The organism is Kitasatospora sp. NPDC003701, assembly GCF_053587085.1.
The window spans coordinates 135,218-151,971 of sequence record NZ_JBSFNM010000011.1 but is presented as its reverse complement, the minus strand read 5'-3'; the positions used below and the strand labels follow the sequence as shown (position 1 = coordinate 151,971).

General features: G+C 69.8%; 18 protein-coding genes. 17 read left to right on the top strand and 1 reads right to left on the bottom strand.

From position 1 onward, the window contains the following. Window positions 1–15: 15 nt before the first annotated feature. The 17 genes from prfA (at window position 16) to ACWDRR_RS13615 (ending at window position 16,089) form a co-directional block, all read left to right on the top strand. Complete coding sequence (prfA, locus tag ACWDRR_RS13695; RefSeq protein WP_449772352.1) at window positions 16–1,092, top strand: peptide chain release factor 1; 1,077 nt, start codon at window positions 16–18, stop codon at window positions 1,090–1,092. A gap of 60 nt (window positions 1,093–1,152) precedes the next feature. Further along, window positions 1,153–2,019 (top strand): peptide chain release factor N(5)-glutamine methyltransferase, encoded by an 867-nt coding sequence (prmC, locus tag ACWDRR_RS13690; protein WP_387882078.1) that lies wholly within the window; start codon window positions 1,153–1,155, stop codon window positions 2,017–2,019. Between the two features lie 119 nt (window positions 2,020–2,138). Next, complete coding sequence (locus tag ACWDRR_RS13685) at window positions 2,139–2,786, top strand: L-threonylcarbamoyladenylate synthase (RefSeq protein ID WP_449772351.1); 648 nt, start codon at window positions 2,139–2,141, stop codon at window positions 2,784–2,786. A gap of 47 nt (window positions 2,787–2,833) precedes the next feature. Continuing rightward, on the top strand, window positions 2,834–3,460 hold the full coding sequence (locus ACWDRR_RS13680) for an arsenate reductase/protein-tyrosine-phosphatase family protein (RefSeq protein WP_449772350.1): 627 nt from the start codon (window positions 2,834–2,836) through the stop codon (window positions 3,458–3,460). Between the two features lie 124 nt (window positions 3,461–3,584). Next, window positions 3,585–4,889, top strand: a complete 1,305-nt coding sequence (locus ACWDRR_RS13675) for a serine hydroxymethyltransferase (RefSeq protein ID WP_449772349.1) — start codon at window positions 3,585–3,587, stop codon at window positions 4,887–4,889. A 132-nt stretch (window positions 4,890–5,021) separates the two neighbouring features. Further along, complete coding sequence (locus tag ACWDRR_RS13670) at window positions 5,022–6,374, top strand: MraY family glycosyltransferase (protein ID WP_449772348.1); 1,353 nt, start codon at window positions 5,022–5,024, stop codon at window positions 6,372–6,374. 320 nt (window positions 6,375–6,694) lie between these two features. After that, complete coding sequence (locus tag ACWDRR_RS13665) at window positions 6,695–7,138, top strand: hypothetical protein (RefSeq protein WP_449772347.1); 444 nt, start codon at window positions 6,695–6,697, stop codon at window positions 7,136–7,138. Between the two features lie 285 nt (window positions 7,139–7,423). Next, on the top strand, window positions 7,424–8,239 hold the full coding sequence (gene atpB / locus ACWDRR_RS13660) for a F0F1 ATP synthase subunit A (RefSeq protein WP_449772346.1): 816 nt from the start codon (window positions 7,424–7,426) through the stop codon (window positions 8,237–8,239). A gap of 93 nt (window positions 8,240–8,332) precedes the next feature. Further along, window positions 8,333–8,575 carry an ATP synthase F0 subunit C gene (gene atpE, locus ACWDRR_RS13655; protein ID WP_030302757.1) on the top strand — a complete coding sequence of 81 codons (243 nt, stop codon included), beginning with the start codon at window positions 8,333–8,335 and terminating at the stop codon, window positions 8,573–8,575. A gap of 34 nt (window positions 8,576–8,609) precedes the next feature. Next, window positions 8,610–9,170, top strand: a complete 561-nt coding sequence (locus ACWDRR_RS13650; protein WP_449772345.1) for a F0F1 ATP synthase subunit B — start codon at window positions 8,610–8,612, stop codon at window positions 9,168–9,170. Then, complete coding sequence (locus ACWDRR_RS13645) at window positions 9,167–9,982, top strand: F0F1 ATP synthase subunit delta (protein ID WP_449772344.1); 816 nt, start codon at window positions 9,167–9,169, stop codon at window positions 9,980–9,982. Before ACWDRR_RS13650 ends, ACWDRR_RS13645 begins: the two co-directional genes overlap by 4 nt. Window positions 9,983–10,133: 151 nt before the next feature. Then, on the top strand, window positions 10,134–11,708 hold the full coding sequence (gene atpA, locus ACWDRR_RS13640; protein ID WP_449772343.1) for a F0F1 ATP synthase subunit alpha: 1,575 nt from the start codon (window positions 10,134–10,136) through the stop codon (window positions 11,706–11,708). Window positions 11,709–11,740: 32 nt separating this feature from the next. Then, the gene (locus ACWDRR_RS13635) at window positions 11,741–12,655 is read left to right on the top strand and encodes a F0F1 ATP synthase subunit gamma (protein ID WP_449772342.1); all 915 of its coding nucleotides are present in this window, start codon (window positions 11,741–11,743) and stop codon (window positions 12,653–12,655) included. Window positions 12,656–12,657: 2 nt separating this feature from the next. Next, window positions 12,658–14,103, top strand: coding sequence for a F0F1 ATP synthase subunit beta (gene atpD, locus ACWDRR_RS13630; RefSeq protein WP_449772341.1), 1,446 nt, complete (start codon window positions 12,658–12,660; stop codon window positions 14,101–14,103). 186 nt (window positions 14,104–14,289) lie between these two features. Continuing rightward, complete coding sequence (locus ACWDRR_RS13625; protein WP_360639367.1) at window positions 14,290–14,673, top strand: F0F1 ATP synthase subunit epsilon; 384 nt, start codon at window positions 14,290–14,292, stop codon at window positions 14,671–14,673. Window positions 14,674–14,821: 148 nt separating this feature from the next. Then, a complete protein-coding gene (locus ACWDRR_RS13620; protein WP_030302766.1) occupies window positions 14,822–15,322 on the top strand; it encodes a DUF2550 domain-containing protein in 501 nt (166 codons plus the stop codon). Window positions 15,323–15,516: 194 nt separating this feature from the next. Continuing rightward, window positions 15,517–16,089: a cob(I)yrinic acid a,c-diamide adenosyltransferase gene (locus tag ACWDRR_RS13615; protein ID WP_449772340.1), complete on the top strand. Its 573-nt coding sequence runs from the start codon at window positions 15,517–15,519 to the stop codon at window positions 16,087–16,089. 56 nt (window positions 16,090–16,145) lie between these two features. Here ACWDRR_RS13615 and ACWDRR_RS13610 read toward each other — a convergent pair whose 3' ends face one another. After that, complete coding sequence (locus ACWDRR_RS13610) at window positions 16,146–16,736, bottom strand: hypothetical protein (RefSeq protein WP_449772339.1); 591 nt, start codon at window positions 16,734–16,736, stop codon at window positions 16,146–16,148. Window positions 16,737–16,754: the final 18 nt, after the last annotated feature.

The window sequence follows — 16,754 nt, the reverse complement described above, 5'->3', positions numbered from 1 at the left end:
GAAGAAGGCCCCTTCATGTTCGAGGCAGTCGAAGAGCTCCTCGTCGAGCACGCCGACCTCGAAACGAGGCTGGCCGACCCGTCCGTCCACGCCGATCAGGCCAACGCGCGCAAGCTCGCCAAGCGGTACGCCGAGCTGACCCCGATCACCCGGGTCTACCGCGCTTGGAAGCAGGCCGGCGAGGACATCGAGGCCGCGCGTGAACTCGCCGCCGAAGAGCCGGAGTTCCTCGCCGAGGTGAAGGACTCCGAGGCCCGCCGCGAGGAGCTGACCGAGGAGCTGCGCCTGCTGCTCGTGCCGCGCGACCCCAACGACGACAAGGACGTCATCCTGGAGATCAAGGCGGGTGAGGGCGGCGAGGAGTCGGCGCTGTTCGCCGGCGACCTGCTCCGGATGTACCTGCGCTTCGCCGAGCGGATCGGCTGGAAGACCGAGATCATCGACGCCAACGAGTCCGACCTCGGCGGCTACAAGGACGTCTCGGTGGCCGTGAAGACCAAGGGCAACAGCGAGCCCGGCCAGGGCGTGTGGGCCAAGCTGAAGTACGAGGGCGGCGTCCACCGGGTGCAGCGCGTCCCCGCCACCGAGTCGCAGGGCCGCATCCACACCTCCGCGGCGGGCGTGCTGGTCACCCCCGAGGCGGAGGAGGTCGAGGTCGAGATCGTGGCCAACGACCTGCGGATCGACGTCTACCGCTCGTCCGGCCCCGGCGGCCAGTCGGTCAACACCACCGACTCCGCCGTCCGGATCACCCACCTGCCGACCGGTATCGTGGCGTCCTGCCAGAACGAGAAGAGCCAGCTGCAGAACAAGGAGCAGGCGATGCGCATCCTGCGTTCGCGGCTGCTGGCCGCCGCGCAGGAGGAGGCCGAGCGGGAGGCCTCGGACGCGCGTCGCAGCCAGGTCCGCACGGTGGACCGCTCCGAGCGGATCCGCACGTACAACTACCCCGAGAACCGCATCTCGGACCACCGCACGGGCTTCAAGTCCTACAACCTGGACCAGGTCCTGGACGGCGAGCTGAACGCGGTGATCCAGTCCTGCGTGGACACGGACGCCGCGGCCAAGCTCGCCGCGGCCCAGCAGAACTGAGACCGGCGTCCGGGTCCGAATGCACCAGAGAAGCCGCAGCGCAGAAACAAGAGGTCGTTCGTGAACCTGCTGCTTGCCGAGGTGGCCCAGGCCACCCAGCGGTTGGCCGCGGCCGGCGTGCCGTCGCCGCGCTTCGACGCGGAAGAGCTCGCCGCACACGTCCACAACGTGAAGCGCAGCCAGCTGCACACGGTCAAGGACGCCGACTTCGACGCCCGGTACTGGGAGGCCGTCTCCCGCCGCGAGGCGCGCGAACCGCTGCAGCACATCACCGGCCGGGCGTTCTTCCGCTACCTGGAGCTCGCGGTCGGCCCCGGGGTCTTCGTGCCCCGCCCGGAGACCGAGTCGGTCGTGGAGTGGGCCATAGACGCCGTCCGCGACATGGACGTCGCCGAGCCGCTGGTGGTCGACCTCTGCTCCGGCTCGGGCGCCATCGCGCTCGCCCTCGCCCAGGAGCTGCCGCGCTCCACCGTGCACGCCTTCGAGCTGGACGAGGGCGCGCTGCAGTACACCCGGCGCAACATCGAGGCCAGCTCCGACCGGGCCCGGGTCACCCTGCACGCCGGTGACGCCACCAAGGCCTTCGAGGACGACCGCTCCTGGGACGGCCGCTTCGACCTGGTGATCTCCAACCCGCCGTACATCCCGCTCACCGAGTGGGAGTACGTCGCCCCCGAGGCCCGCGACCACGACCCGCAGATGTCGCTGTTCTCCGGCGAGGACGGGCTGGACACCATCCGCGGCATCGAGCGGGTCGCCGCCCGCCTGCTGCGCCCGGGCGGCGCCGTGGTGATCGAGCACGCCGACACCCAGGGCGGCCAGGTGCCGTGGATCTTCAACGAGGAAGGCGGCTGGACGGACACCGCCGACCACCGCGACCTCAACAACCGGCCTCGCTTCACGACGGCCCGAAGGGTCTCGTTGTGAACAATGAACACAGCACGACGGCCCGAAGGGTCTCGTTGTGAACACCCGGTGCAACACCACCGGGCGCGAGTCCGCGCTGTGAACGCCGTCATGAGTCATCTCGGAAGGGGACCGCACCGATGAGCCGCCGCTACGACTGTGCCGATGCAGGGGACCGCGCCACCGGTCTGCGCGAGGCCGCCTCGGCCATCCGCCGCGGCGAAATCGTCGTGCTGCCCACCGACACCCTGTACGGGGTCGGCGCCGACGCCTTCTCGCCGGAGGCGGTCGCCGCGCTGCTGGCCGCCAAGGGCCGGGGCCGCAACATGCCCTCGCCCGTCCTGGTCGGCTCGCCGACCACCCTGCACGGCCTCGTCACGGACTTCTCCGAGCAGGCCTGGGAGCTCGTCGACGCCTTCTGGCCGGGCGGGCTCACCCTGGTCGCCAAGCACCAGCCGTCGCTGCGCTGGGACCTCGGCGAGACCCGCGGCACGGTCGCCGTCCGGATGCCGCTGCACCCCGTCGCGATCGAGCTGCTGAACACCACCGGCCCGCTCGCCGTGTCCAGCGCCAACCTGACCGGCGGCCCGTCCCCGGCCACCTGCGACGAGGCCCAGCAGCAGCTCGGCGACGCCATCTCCGTCTACCTGGACGGCGGCCGGGCCGACCACGCCACCGCCTCCTCCATCGTCGACGTCACGGGCAAGGTCCCGGTCCTGCTGCGGGCCGGCGCGATCAGCGCCGAGCAGCTGAGGGAGGTCGTCCCCGACCTGGAGGCCGGCAGTTGACGGCCGCTTCCCTCCATTCCGGGCCCGGCATATCGCCGTACCTGAGCGTGGGCCCCAGGCCGCTGGACCACTTCCGCATCCTGTTCGTCTGCACCGGGAACATCTGCCGCTCGCCGATCGCCGAGCGGCTCACCCGGCGTGAGCTGGACACCCGGCTGAGCCCCCGGGTGGCCGGACGGATCCTGGTGGAGAGCGCCGGCACCTGGGGCCACGTGGGCGCGCCGATGGAGGACCACGCCGCCACGGTGCTGGACGAGTACGGCGCCGACAGCGGCGGCTTCGCCGGCCGCGAGCTGCTCGACGAGCACGTGGTCGAGGCCGACCTGGTGCTCACCGCGACCCTGGACCACCGCGCCCAGGTGATCTCGATGGGTCACGAGGCGGGGCTGCGCACCTTCACCCTGAAGGAGTTCACCCGCCTGGTCCGGACGATAGACCCGGGCACCCTGCCCGACCCGCGCCGCGGCGCCGACGTCACCGAGCGGGCCCGCGCCCTGGTGCGGGCGGCGGCCGCGCTGCGCGGCTGGCTGCTCGCCGCCAGCCCGGAGTCGGACGAGGTCCACGACCCGTACGGCGCGCCGATCGGCATGTTCCGCAACTGCGGCGAGGAGATATTCCACGCGGTGGACCCGGTGGTCACCGCACTCACCGGGGTACCCGCGCGCCCCCTCTGACTGCCGCTGCTCCGCCCGGGCGGAGCGCGCCCGGCCGGGTGCATCGGGCCCGCGTCGGCAGGCCGGGTGCGAGACCCGGTCCTACGCTGGAGACACCTGCCCGACGCTGCCCGGGAGCTCCGCCATGACCGTCACCGATGCCGCGACCGGTTCCTCCGAGACGACGGGGCGGTGGGCGTCCGAAGCGCTGCGCCGGGCCGACCCGCAGCTGGCCGACCTGCTGGCCGCCGAGGCCGAGCGGCGCGCCGAGACGATCCAGCTGCTGGCGGGGGAGAACCTCACCAGCCCGGCCGTGCTGGCGGCGCTCTCCGGGCCGCTGATCGACAAGTACGCCGAGGGCTACCCCGGCCGACGCCACCACACCGGCTGCGCGCTGGCGGACGCCGCCGAGCTGCTGGCGATCGACCGGGCCCGCCGGCTGTTCGCCGCCCCGCACGCCAACGTCCAGCCCCGCTCGGCCACTTCGGCCATGCTGGCGACGTACGCCGCGCTGCTGCGCCCCGGCGACGTGGTGCTGGCGATGTCGCTGGAGCACGGCGGCCACCTCAGCTGCGGCTCGCGCGCCAACTTCTCCGGCCGCTGGTTCGAGTTCATCGGCTACGGGGTGCGCGAGGACGACGGCCTGATCGATCTCGACCAGGTCCGCGAGCTCGCCCGCCGGCACCGGCCGAAGGCCATCGTGGCCGGCTCGATCTCCCACCCCCGGCACCCGGACTGGGCGGCCTTCCGGGAGATCGCCGAATCGGTGGACGCCTATCTGATCGCCTCCGTCGCCCAGACCACCGGTCTGGTCGCGGCGGGGGTGGCGCCCTCCCCGGTGCCGTACGCGGACGTCACCGTGGCCGCCACCCACAAGCTGCTCCGCGGCCCGCGCGGCGGTCTGCTGCTCTCCACCGCCGAGCTGGCCGAGCGGATCGACCGGGCGGTCTTCCCGTTCAGCCAGGGCGGAGCCGCGATGAACGAGGTGGCCGGCAAGGCCGTCGCCCTCGCCGAGGCGGCCACCCCCGAGTACCGCGCCTACGCCCACCGCACGGTGGCGGGGGCGCGGGTGCTGGCGGCGGGGCTCGCGGAGGCGGGGATGCGCCCGCTGACGGGCGGTACCGACACCCATCTGGTGACGGCCGACGTCGGACCGCTCGGGGTCAGCGGCGCCGAGGCCGAACGCCGCTGCGCCGTCGCCGGGCTGCTGCTCGGCAAATGCGCACTGCCGTACGACTCCGCGCCGCCGTCCGAGGCCTCCGGGATCCGGCTCGGCACCGGCACCGTCACCACGCAGGGCATGGGGGAGGCCGAGCTGGCCGAGATCGCCGCGCTGATCGGACGGCTGCTCGCCGAGGGCACGGACGTCCGGATCGGAGCCAGGGTCCGCGAGCTGGCACGGGCCTTCGCCGCCCCCGGCGGGGGCGTATCGCACTCTCCTACCCGGTAGGGCGAACCGCGATGCACGCGCCGGGCGTCCGACTCAATAAGGTGTGTGCCGTGGCGACGCACCTCGAACCCCGGACAGGCACGGGAGTACCTTCGGTACCCACCCGTCGGACAGTGACGCAGGAGGCCAGTGGTGCGTGAGTATCTGCTGGTGCTGTTCTGCACGGCGGCCGTCACCTACCTGCTGACCGGCCCGGTGCGGAAGTTCGCGATCGCGGCCGGCGCGATGCCGCCGGTCCGCGCCCGTGACGTGCACCGCGAGCCCACGCCGCGGCTCGGCGGCATCGCGATGTTCGGCGGCCTCTGCGCGGGCATCCTGGTCGCCTCCCAGCTGGACAACCTCAGCAAGGTGTTCTCCCAGGGCACCGACATCCGCGCGCTGCTCTCCGGCGCCGGGATCATGTGGCTGCTCGGTGTGCTCGACGACAAGTGGGGCGTGGACGCCCTGGTCAAGCTCGGCGGCCAGATGATCGCCGCCGGTGTGATGGTCTGGCAGGGCGTCACCGTGATCACCCTGCCGGTGCCGGGCGTCGGCGCGGTCGCCGTGAGCCCGACCCAGGGCATGGTCATCTCGGTCACCATGGTCGTCGTCATGGTCAACGCGGTGAACTTCATCGACGGCCTGGACGGCCTGGCCGGCGGCATGGTCTGCATCGCCGCGATGGCCTTCTTCCTGTACTCGTACCGGCTCTGGTACGGCTACACGATCACCGACGCGGCCCCCGCCGTGCTCTTCAGCGTGCTGCTGATCGGCATGTGCCTGGGCTTCCTGGCGCACAACCTGCACCCGGCCCGGATCTTCATGGGCGACTCCGGCTCGATGATGCTCGGCCTGATGCTGGCCGTCGCCGCGATCTCCATCACCGGCCGCGTCGACCCGGACCTGATCACCAGCGAGACCGGTTCGCAGACCGCCACCGTGCACGCCCTGGTGCCGATCTACATCCCGCTGCTGCTGCCGCTGACCGTCATCGCGCTGCCGCTGGCCGACCTGCTGCTCGCCGTGGTCCGCCGCACCTGGGCCGGCCAGTCGCCGTTCGCCGCCGACAAGCGGCACCTGCACCACCGGCTGCTCCAGGTCGGCCACTCGCACAGCCGGGCCGTTCTGATCATGTACTTCTGGGCCGCGCTGATCGCCTTCGGCACCGTCGCCTTCTCGGTCACCAACACCGGTCGTACGGTCGTGCTGACGCTGGCCGGGCTCTGCCTGGTGGGCCTGGTGGTGCTGCTCACCCCGCGCTTCCGCCCGCGCGCGCCGCGCGCCGTGCAGGCCTTCGTGCCGCCGCGCTACCGGCGCCGCAAGCCGGCCCGGGCCGTCGCGCGGGTCGCCGAGGGCGACGCCCCGGTCGCCCCTGCGACCTCGGCGACCTCGGAGCCGATGGCCGAGCTGTCCGCCAAGGACAAGGAACTGCTCGGCAACCTGGGCAACAAGGGCGGCTCGTCGGCGGTCGGCGGCCGGGGCCACGGCAGCGGTCGCGGCCGGTAGGAGTGCCCGCCGGAAGTGCCCCGGCGAAGCAGCTGACACGTCGTCAAGGTGGTTCACCCGTACGGGGGCACTGTTGGGCCGCCAGTGTGACAGGTGCCACACAATCATGGTAAAGCTCTCATCAAATAGTTTGTGATACCGTTCACGAGTACCGAGAACACGCCGAAAGACCTGACAGGTGGAGGACTTCCGTCCCCGGTCGGTCTCCCTCGACGGACTCGCCGCAGAGCGGCCGGTCCACGGCGGTCCCTTGGTCGGTACCACCACCACGTTCTGTGCCCGTCCCCCCGCCACATCGACATGCCGCCGGAGTTGCCGACATGCCGTCCAACGACGCCCGGATCCTTCGCGGCGCCGCGATCCCCACTGCGGTCGCCGGGATCATCGCCATGGTGATCTCCTTTGCCGTCGCGGGTGGCAAGGGAGCGCTCGGCGCCCTCTTCGGAACGCTGCTGGTGATGGCCTTCTTCAGCTTCGGCCAGGTCGCGCTCGACCGGCTGACCAGGTCGAACCCGCAGATCATGATGGCTGCCGGGCTCCTGGTCTACACCACTCAGATCCTGCTGGTCGGTATCGTCCTCGCGGTCTTCAAGGACACCGAACTCTTCAACCGGCAGGCCTTCGCCTTCACCCTGCTGGGCTGCGCCCTGATCTGGACGGGCTTCCAGGTGCGCGGCGCACTCAAGGCCAAGACCTTCTACGTCGACACCGACGCCTCCGAAAACAAGGGCGACAAGCCTTCCGACTCGGGACGTCAACAGTGACGAGGCCTGGCTGTCCCCCCAACGAGGGGGGCGGTGTTTATGCGGTCCTGACGGGCTGCTATCGTCCGTCGCAACAACGGAGTACGGGAAGAGGCCAGGTCTGTCCGCACGATGGACGGATCGCCCCCCGGATCCTTGCAGTCTTCGATGATCCCGCTGTGGTGCAGAGCACTTCCGCGCGGGGTCGGCGAGAAACCCATCAAGTTCCAGTGCCGCACCGTGGCCGCAGGCCACGCCGACACACCGAGGTTGCCGTAACCATGCGTCACGACGAAGGAGTCCGTGGTGAGTGCTGAACTCACGTCTTCGCTCGCCTCAGGCAGTTGCCACTTCGGGGACGCTGGCTGCGGCTTCCCGGCCCCGGGCCTGAACGAGTTCCAGTTCGAGCCGATCTTCTCGATCGGCAGCGTCGAGTTCAACAAGCCGATGCTGCTGTCGATCATCGTCTCGCTGCTCGTCGTCGTCTTCTTCTGGGCCGCCTTCGCCAAGCCGCGCCTCGTGCCCGGCAAGCTGCAGCTGGTCGGTGAGATCGGCTACGACTTCGTCAAGCGGTCCATCGTGCTGGAGACGATCGGCAAGAAGGGCGAGAAGTACGTCCCGATGCTGGTCTCGATGTTCTTCTTCGTCTGGTTGATGAACATCATGTCGGTCATCCCGTTCGCCCAGTTCCCGGTGACGGCGGCGATCGCGTTCCCGGCCGGCCTCGCGGCCGTCGTCTGGGTCACCTACATGACGCTGACCTTCAAGAAGCACGGCTTCGTCGGCGGTCTGAAGAACCTGTGCTGGCCGTCGGGCATTCCCGGCTGGGTCATGTTCATCCTGGTGCCGATCGAGTTCTTCTCGAACATCTTCGTGCGTCCGTTCACGCTCGCGGTCCGAGCCTTCGCGAACATGTTCGCCGGCCACCTGCTGATCGTGATGTTCTCCATCGCCTCCTGGTACCTGCTCAGCCCGACCCTGGGCGCGCTCTACGGCTCGGCCTCGTTCATCGTCGCCATCGGCCTGACCGCCTTCGAGCTGCTGGTCCAGTTCCTGCAGGCCTACATCTTCGTGATGCTGGCCAGCAGCTACATCGCCGGTGCCCTCGAAGAGGCGCACTGAGCCAGGGGCCCACGGCCCTCCTGAACCACTCCCCCCGGAACGCCCGGTGGCCAATCACCACCGGTACACCATCCCCGCAAAGGACACACTGCAATGAGCATGCTCGCTGAGGTCGGCGTCTACGGTTCCGTCGCTTCCATCGGTTACGGCCTCGCCGCGATCGGCCCCGGCATCGGCGTCGGTCTGATCTTCGGTAACGGCGTGCAGGCCATGGCCCGCCAGCCCGAGGCCGCCGGCCTGATCCGTTCCAACATGTTCATCGGCTTCGCGCTGACCGAGGCGCTCGCCCTCATCGGCATCGTCATGCCGTTCGTCTTCGGTCAGGGCCCCAAGTAATCCCGGCTGTAGACCCTTCGAGGAAGGTCCAGATATGAGCATCGTGGCTCACCTCGCGGAGGAGGAGGAGATCATGAATCCCCTCCTCCCCGCATGGCCCGAGATCATCATCGGCCTGCTCTGCTTCTTCATCGTCTTCGGGATCCTCGGCAAGAAGCTCCTCCCCAGCATCGAGAAGGTGCTGTCGGAGCGCCGGGATGCGATCGAGGGCGGCATGGAGCGCGCCGAGGCCGCTCAGGTTGAGGCCCAGGCCCTGCTTGAGCAGTACCGCGCCGAGCTCGCCGAGGCGCGTCACGAGGCTGCCCGCATCGTCGAGCAGGCTCGTGAGCAGGGCGCTGCCCAGCTCACCGAGATGCGCGAGGAGGGCCAGCGTCAGCGCGAGGCCATCGTCGCCGCCGGTCACGCCCAGATCGAGGCCGACAAGAAGCAGGCGACTGCCGCCCTGCGCCAGGACGTGGGGTCGCTCGCTTCGCAGCTGGCCTCCCGCATCGTGGGTGAGTCCCTCGAGGACCACGCCCGGCAGAGCGGCGTGATTGACCGCTTCCTGGACGAGCTGGAGGCCAAGGCCACCGTTGCTCAGGGTGCGGCCAAGTGATCGGCGCAAGCCGTGAGGCGCTGGCCGCCGGGCGGCAGAACCTCGAAGCCCTGACCGACTCCACCTCGGTGGAGGCGGTCAAGGTGGCCGAGGAGCTCACCGCCGTCACGGTCCTCCTGGACCGTGAGGTGTCGCTGCGCCGCGTCCTGACCGACCCGTCCCGGTCCGGCCAGGACAAGGCCCAGCTGGTCTCCTCGCTGCTCACCGGGCAGGTCTCCGGCGAGACCCTCGACCTGGTGTCCGGCCTGGTCCGCTCCCGCTGGTCGGGCTCGCGCGACCTGGTCGACGGGATCGAGGAGCTGGCCGCGTACGCCGAGGTCATCGCCGCCGACAAGGCCGGTGTCCTGGACGACGTCGAGGACGAGCTGTTCCGGTTCGGACGGGTGGTGAGCGGCTCGCAGGAGCTGCGCGCCGGCCTGACCGAGCCCAAGGCCGGCGCCGTCGCCAAGGCCGCGCTGATCAAGAAGCTGCTCGGTGGCCGCGCCAACGCGGGCACCGTCCGGCTGATCACCGCCCTGGTGAACAACCCGCGTGGCCGTAGCCTTGAGCAGGGCCTGGAGTCCTACTCGAAGCTCGCCGCCGCACGGCGCGGGCGCGTGGTGGCCCTGGTCACCACCGCGGTGCCGCTGTCGGACGGCCAGAAGGAGCGCCTGGAGGGTGCTCTCGGCCGGCTGTACAGCCGCCGGGTCCACCTGAACATCGACGTCGACCCCGAGGTCGTCGGCGGTGTCCGGGTCCAGATCGGCGACGAGATCATCGACGGCACCGTGTCGAGCCGCCTCGAAGGCGCTCGCCAGTCGCTCGAAGGCTGAGCACCGAAGCACATCCGACCCTCGGTCGGGAACCGGCTCCACCGGAGCCGGCAAATCGTACGGCCGGTTCGAGAGACCCGGCCGAGAGTCGAATACTTGCGGCCCTCAATGGCGGGCCGAGGATCGCAAACTAGGAGAGCAGGGAAGCCTGATGGCGGAGCTTACGATCCGTCCGGAGGAAATCCGGGACGCGCTGGCCGACTTTGTCCAGTCGTACCAGCCGGACGCCGCCTCGCGTGAAGAGGTCGGCACGGTCACTGACGCGGCGGACGGCATCGCCCATGTCGAGGGTCTGCCCTCGGTCATGGCGAACGAGCTGCTGAAGTTCGAGGACGGCACGCTCGGCCTCGCGCTGAACCTCGACACCCGTGAGATCGGTGTCGTCATCCTCGGTGAGTTCGGCGGCATCGAGGAGGGCCAGACGGTGCGTCGCACCGGCGAGGTCCTCTCCGTGCCGGTCGGCGACGGCTACCTCGGCCGCGTCGTGGACCCGCTGGGCAACGCGATCGACGGTCTGGGCGACATCGCCTCCACCGGCCGTCGCGCCCTGGAGCTGCAGGCCCCCGGCGTCATGGTCCGCAAGTCGGTCCACGAGCCGATGCAGACCGGTATCAAGGCCATCGACGCGATGACCCCGATCGGCCGCGGCCAGCGCCAGCTGATCATCGGCGACCGCCAGACCGGCAAGACCGCGGTGGCGATCGACACGATCATCAACCAGCGTGACAACTGGCGCTCGGGCGACCCGAAGAAGCAGGTCCGCTGCATCTACGTCGCCGTGGGCCAGAAGGGCTCCACCATCGCGTCCGTGCGTGGCGCCCTGGAGGAGGCCGGCGCGCTGGAGTACACCACCATCGTGGCCGCTCCCGCCTCCGACCCGGCCGGCTTCAAGTACCTCGCCCCGTACACCGGTTCGGCCATCGGCCAGGAGTGGATGTACGACGGCAAGCACGTCCTCATCATCTTCGACGACCTGTCGAAGCAGGCCGAGGCGTACCGCTCCGTGTCGCTGCTGCTCCGTCGTCCGCCGGGCCGCGAGGCCTACCCGGGTGACGTCTTCTACCTGCACTCCCGCCTGCTGGAGCGCTGCGCGAAGCTCTCCGACGAGCTGGGCGCCGGCTCGATGACCGGTCTGCCGATCATCGAGACCAAGGCCAACGACGTCTCGGCGTACATCCCGACCAACGTCATCTCGATCACCGACGGCCAGTGCTTCCTGGAGTCCGACCTGTTCAACGCCGGCATCCGCCCGGCCGTGAACGTCGGTATCTCGGTGTCCCGCGTCGGTGGTTCGGCCCAGATCAAGGCCATGAAGTCGGTCGCCGGCCGTCTGCGCCTGGACCTCGCCCAGTACCGTGAGCTGGAGGCCTTCGCCGGCTTCGGTTCCGACCTGGACGCGGCCTCCAAGGCCCAGCTGGAGCGCGGTGCGCGCATGGTCGAGCTGCTGAAGCAGGGCCAGTACCAGCCGTTCCCGGTCGAGGAGCAGGTCGTCTCCATCTGGGCCGGCACCACCGGCAAGCTGGACGACGTCCCGGTCGCGGAGATCCGCCGCTTCGAGCGCGAGTTCCTGGACCACCTGCGTCTGCAGCACAAGAACCTGCTGGCCGGCATCGTCGAGACCTCCAAGCTGGAGGACGGCACCATCGACGCGCTGACCACCGCGATCGACGCCTTCAAGCAGGGCTACACCACGGCTGACGGCAAGCTGCTCTCCGAGCAGGCCTGAGTCCGGTAACGAGGGAAAGGACGTAACGACCCATGGGAGCACAGCTTCGGGTCTACAAGCGCCGGATCCGCTCTGTCACCGCGACGAAGAAGATCACCAAGGCGATGGAGATGATCTCCGCGGCGCGCATCGGTAAGGCGCAGCGCGCGGTGGCCGCCTCCACTCCGTACGCCGACGAGCTCACCCGGGCGGTGACGGCGGTGGCCACCCGGTCCAACGCCAAGCACCCGCTCACCACCGAGAACCCGAACGCCTCGCGTGCCGCAGTCCTGCTGATCACGGCGGACCGCGGCCTGGCCGGCGGTTACTCGTCCAACGCCATCAAGGCCTCGACGGTGCTCACCGAGCGCCTGCGCGGCGAGGGCAAGGACGTGGTGACCTACATCGTCGGCCGGAAGGGTCTGTCGTACTACACCTTCCGCAACCTCGCGGTGGGTCAGTCGTGGACGGGCTTCTCGGACAAGCCGAGCTACGGTGACGCGAAGGCCGTGGCGGCCGAGCTGATCGAGGCCTTCACGGCCGAGACCGGCGGCGTGGACGAGATCCACGTGGTCTCGACCGAGTTCGAGTCCATGCTGACGCAGACCGCGGTCGACGTGCGACTGCTGCCGCTGAAGCTCGACGAGGTCGAGCTCAGCGACCAGTCGAAGGCCACGAACCAGATCTTCCCGCTGTACGACTTCGAGCCGTCGGCGGAGGGCGTCCTCGACGCACTGCTGCCGCGGTACGTCGAGAGCCGGATCTACAGCGCGCTGCTGCAGTCGGCCGCCTCCGAGCACGCCGCCCGTCGGCGCGCGATGAAGAGCGCGACGGACAACGCCGGCGAGCTCATCAAGTCGCTCACGCGGCTTGCCAACTCGGCCCGTCAGGCCGAGATCACCCAGGAAATCAGCGAGATCGTCGGCGGTGCCAACGCCCTCGCCGACGCTAGCCGCGGGAGCGAATGAGAATGACCACCACAGTTGAGCCGACCACGGCGACGGGCCGCGTCGCGCGGGTCATCGGCCCGGTCGTCGACGTGGAGTTCCCCGTCGACGCGATTCCCAACATGTTCAACGCCCTGCACGTCGAGGTGGACAACCCCGACGGCTCGGGCAAGAAGACCCTGACCCTCGAGGTCGCGCAGCACCTCGGCGACGGCATGGTCCGCGGCATCTCGATGCAGCCGACCGACGGCCTGGTCCGTGGCGCGCAGGTCTCCGACACCGGCACCGCCATCTCGGTTCCGGTCGGCCAGATCACCAAGGGCAAGGTGTTCAACGCCCTCGGTGAGGTGCTGAACGTCGACAAGGCCGAGTTCGAGGCCCAGGTCGAGGTCCGCTGGCCGATCCACCGCAAGGCGCCGGACTTCAAGGACCTCGAGTCCAAGACCGAGATGTTCGAGACCGGCATCAAGGTCATCGACCTGCTCACCCCGTACGTCACCGGTGGCAAGATCGGTCTGTTCGGTGGTGCCGGCGTCGGCAAGACCGTTCTGATCCAGGAGATGATCTACCGCGTCGCCGAGAACTTCGGTGGTGTGTCGGTCTTCGCCGGTGTCGGTGAGCGTACCCGTGAGGGCAACGACCTCATCCACGAGATGGTCGACTCGGGCGTTCTGGACAAGACCGCGCTGGTCTTCGGCCAGATGGACGAGCCGCCGGGCACCCGTCTGCGCGTCGCGCTCTCCGCGCTGACCATGGCGGAGTACTTCCGTGACGTCGAGAAGCAGGACGTGCTCCTCTTCATCGACAACATCTTCCGGTTCACCCAGGCCGGTTCCGAGGTGTCGACCCTGCTCGGCCGTATGCCCTCCGCGGTGGGTTACCAGCCGAACCTGGCCGACGAGATGGGCCTCCTGCAGGAGCGCATCACCTCGACCCGCGGTCACTCGATCACCTCGATGCAGGCGATCTACGTCCCCGCGGACGACCTGACCGACCCGGCCCCGGCCACCACCTTCGCCCACCTGGACGCGACGACCGTTCTGTCGCGCCCGATCTCGGAGAAGGGCATCTACCCGGCCGTCGACCCGCTGGACTCCACGTCCCGCATCCTCGACCCGCGGTACATCGCGCAGACCCACTACGACACGGCCATCCGTATCAAGGGGATCCTGCAGAAGTACAAGGACCTGCAGGACATCATCGCTATCCTCGGTATGGACGAGCTGTCCGAGGACGACAAGATCACGGTCCACCGTGCCCGTCGCATCGAGCGCTTCCTCTCGCAGAACACCTACGTGGCGAAGCAGTTCACCGGTGTCGAGGGTTCGACCGTGCCGCTGTCGGAGACCATCGAGGCCTTCAACTCGATCGCGGACGGCAAGTACGACGCCGTTCCGGAGCAGGCCTTCTTCATGTGCGGTGGCATCGAGGACCTCGAGAAGAACGCCGCCGAGCTCGCGAAGAAGTAGTCGCGTCCGGTAGCAGCCGAGAGTGACCGTGAGGGGTGGGCCCCAGCCCTGGGACCCACCCCTCACGTCGCATCGGCTGTGATTCCGGTCAAATCCGTGCCGCCGGTTTCATGCCGGGGGCGCGGGCCCGTTATTCTTACCGAAACTCCCGAGTAATCGGGCGTTGCATGAGCCTAGGAGCCCACGTTGGCTGAGCTGCACGTCGAGCTGGTCGCAGCCGACCGCAAGGTGTGGTCCGGTGCGGCCACCATCGTCGTCGCCCGTACGGCCTCCGGTGACACCGGCATCATGCCGGGTCACACCCCGGTGCTGAGCGTGCTGGAGACCGGTCCGGTCACCATCCGCACCGTGGACGGCGGCACCGTGATCGCCGCGGTGCACGGCGGCTTCATCTCCTTCGCCGACAACAAGCTGTCTCTGCTCGCGGAGATCGCCGAGCTGGCGGACGAGATCGATGTCGCGCGCGCCGAGCGTGCACTGGAGCAGGCGAAGTCGGACCTGGACGAGCACGCCGAGCGACGCGCCGAGGTGCGTCTGTTCGCGGCGCGCGGTCTCAAGGCCCACGCCTGAGTGCGCCGGACCCTGGCTTAGCGGGGTCGACCGACGGTCCCGGGGACGCGTGAGCGTGACCCCGGGACTGTCGTCTCAGTTGGTAGGTCAACGCGGTCGCCTCATACGACCGATACGGGGAACGCGGGTAGCGAGGAGGTAGGTGAGCATGGTCCTCGCCCTTGTGGTGTGCGCGGCGGTCGTTGCGCTGGGTGTGATCGGCCTGGTGGCATTCGCGGTACGACGCCGTGTGATCCAGCGGGTCGGCGGAACGTTCGACTGCAGCTACCGGCTCAAAATGCCCGCCGACGCCTCCACGCAGCCCGACCTCGACGAGAACGGCAAACCCACCTCCGCCCCGGTCCCCCAGACCGACGGCAAGGGGTGGGTTTTTGGTATCGGCCGCTACAGCGGTGACTCGATCGAGTGGTTCCGGGTCTTCTCGTACGCCCCGCGCCCGCGCAAGGTGCTCCCGCGCCGGGAGATCGAGGTACTGGGCCGGCGCTACCCCGAGGGCCAGGAGGAGCTTGCGCTGCTCTCCGGCTCGGTCGTGCTGCGCTGCCTGCACAACGGGGCCCCGCTGGAGCTGGCGATGAGCGACGACGCCCTGACCGGCTTCCTCGCCTGGCTCGAAGCCGCCCCGCCCGGGCAGAGGGTGAACGTCGCGTAGCGACGGACCCTCGGGGTGGGGGTCCCCCCGGCCGGAGGCTGGGGGAGGTGAACGTCGCGTAGCGACGGACCCTCGGGGTGGGGGGAGGTCAACGTCGCGTAGCGACGGACCCTCGCGGGCCTGGCGCGTGCCCACTGGCAGCCCGTGCCCCGGTGGGGGTTAACGTCGCCTAACCCGCTCGCTAGTCTGGCGGCATGGTCAATCTGACGCGCATCTACACCCGCACCGGCGACGACGGCACCACCGCGCTCGGTGACATGAGCCGAACGACCAAGACCGACCCGCGCCTGGTCGCGTACGCCGACACCAACGAGGCCAACGCCGCGATCGGCGTGGCGATCGCCGCCGGGGGCCTGCCCGAGGACGTCGCCGCGGTGCTCGTCCGGGTGCAGAACGACCTCTTCGACGTCGGCGCGGACCTGGCCACCCCGGTGGTGGAGGACCCGAAGTACCCGCCGCTGCGGGTGCTGCAGTCCTACATCGACAAACTGGAGGCGGACTGCGACCACTACCTGGAGTCGCTGGAGAAGCTGCGCAGCTTCATCCTCCCCGGCGGCACGGTCGGCGCGGCCCACCTGCATCTGGCCTGCACGGTGGTGCGGCGGGCCGAGCGGGCCACCTGGGCGGCGATCGAGGAGCACGGGGACACCGTGAACCCGCTGACCGCCAAGTACCTCAACCGGCTCTCCGACCTGCTGTTCATCCTGGCCCGGGCGGCCAACAAGGAGCGGGGCGACGTGCTCTGGGTGCCGGGCGAGAACCGCTGAACCGGCCGCCCCGCCGGTGGGCGGGGCAGCCGGCGGGGCGGCCGGAGCGGCGGGCGCTACTGCTGCTGGGGGATCTTCCAGCCGACCACGTGGCCCTCCTCGACGATCGCGCCGGCCGGGGCCTCCTTGGGCCAGCGCGAGTAGCAGGCGGCCACGATCACGTTGATCCCGGCCGCCAGGCCCAGCCGCAGGTACCAGCCGGTGAAGTCGCCGAAGTGCGCGGCGCCGTCGGAGAGCGGGACGAGGGCGGTGATCAGACCCAGGGTGATCACCGCCGAGACCACGGTGCGCCCGCAGATCTGCCACTCGTGGCGGGTCCGCTCGGCGCCGTACTTGGGGGCGCCCTTGGGCTTGGGGCCGCCGGCGAAGCGGTACTGGAAGTGCCGGTCGGCCCAGCGGACCAGGGACGGCCCGTAGCCGATGGAGAAGCCCGCGTAGCCCGCGGCCAGCGCGTGCGTCCAACTGGCGGTGGCGCCGCCGCGCAGGTCGAGCACGGTCAGGGCGAACAGGGTCAGGTCCACGGCGGGCAGGCCGACCAGCAGGACGGTGCTCACCGTCCGCAGCCGTAGCAGGTAGCGGGTGGCCAGGCCGAGCGCGAGGAGGATCCAGAACGCGACCTCGGCCGCGACGATCAGAGTGACGATCATGGAGTGCTCCCAGGTCGG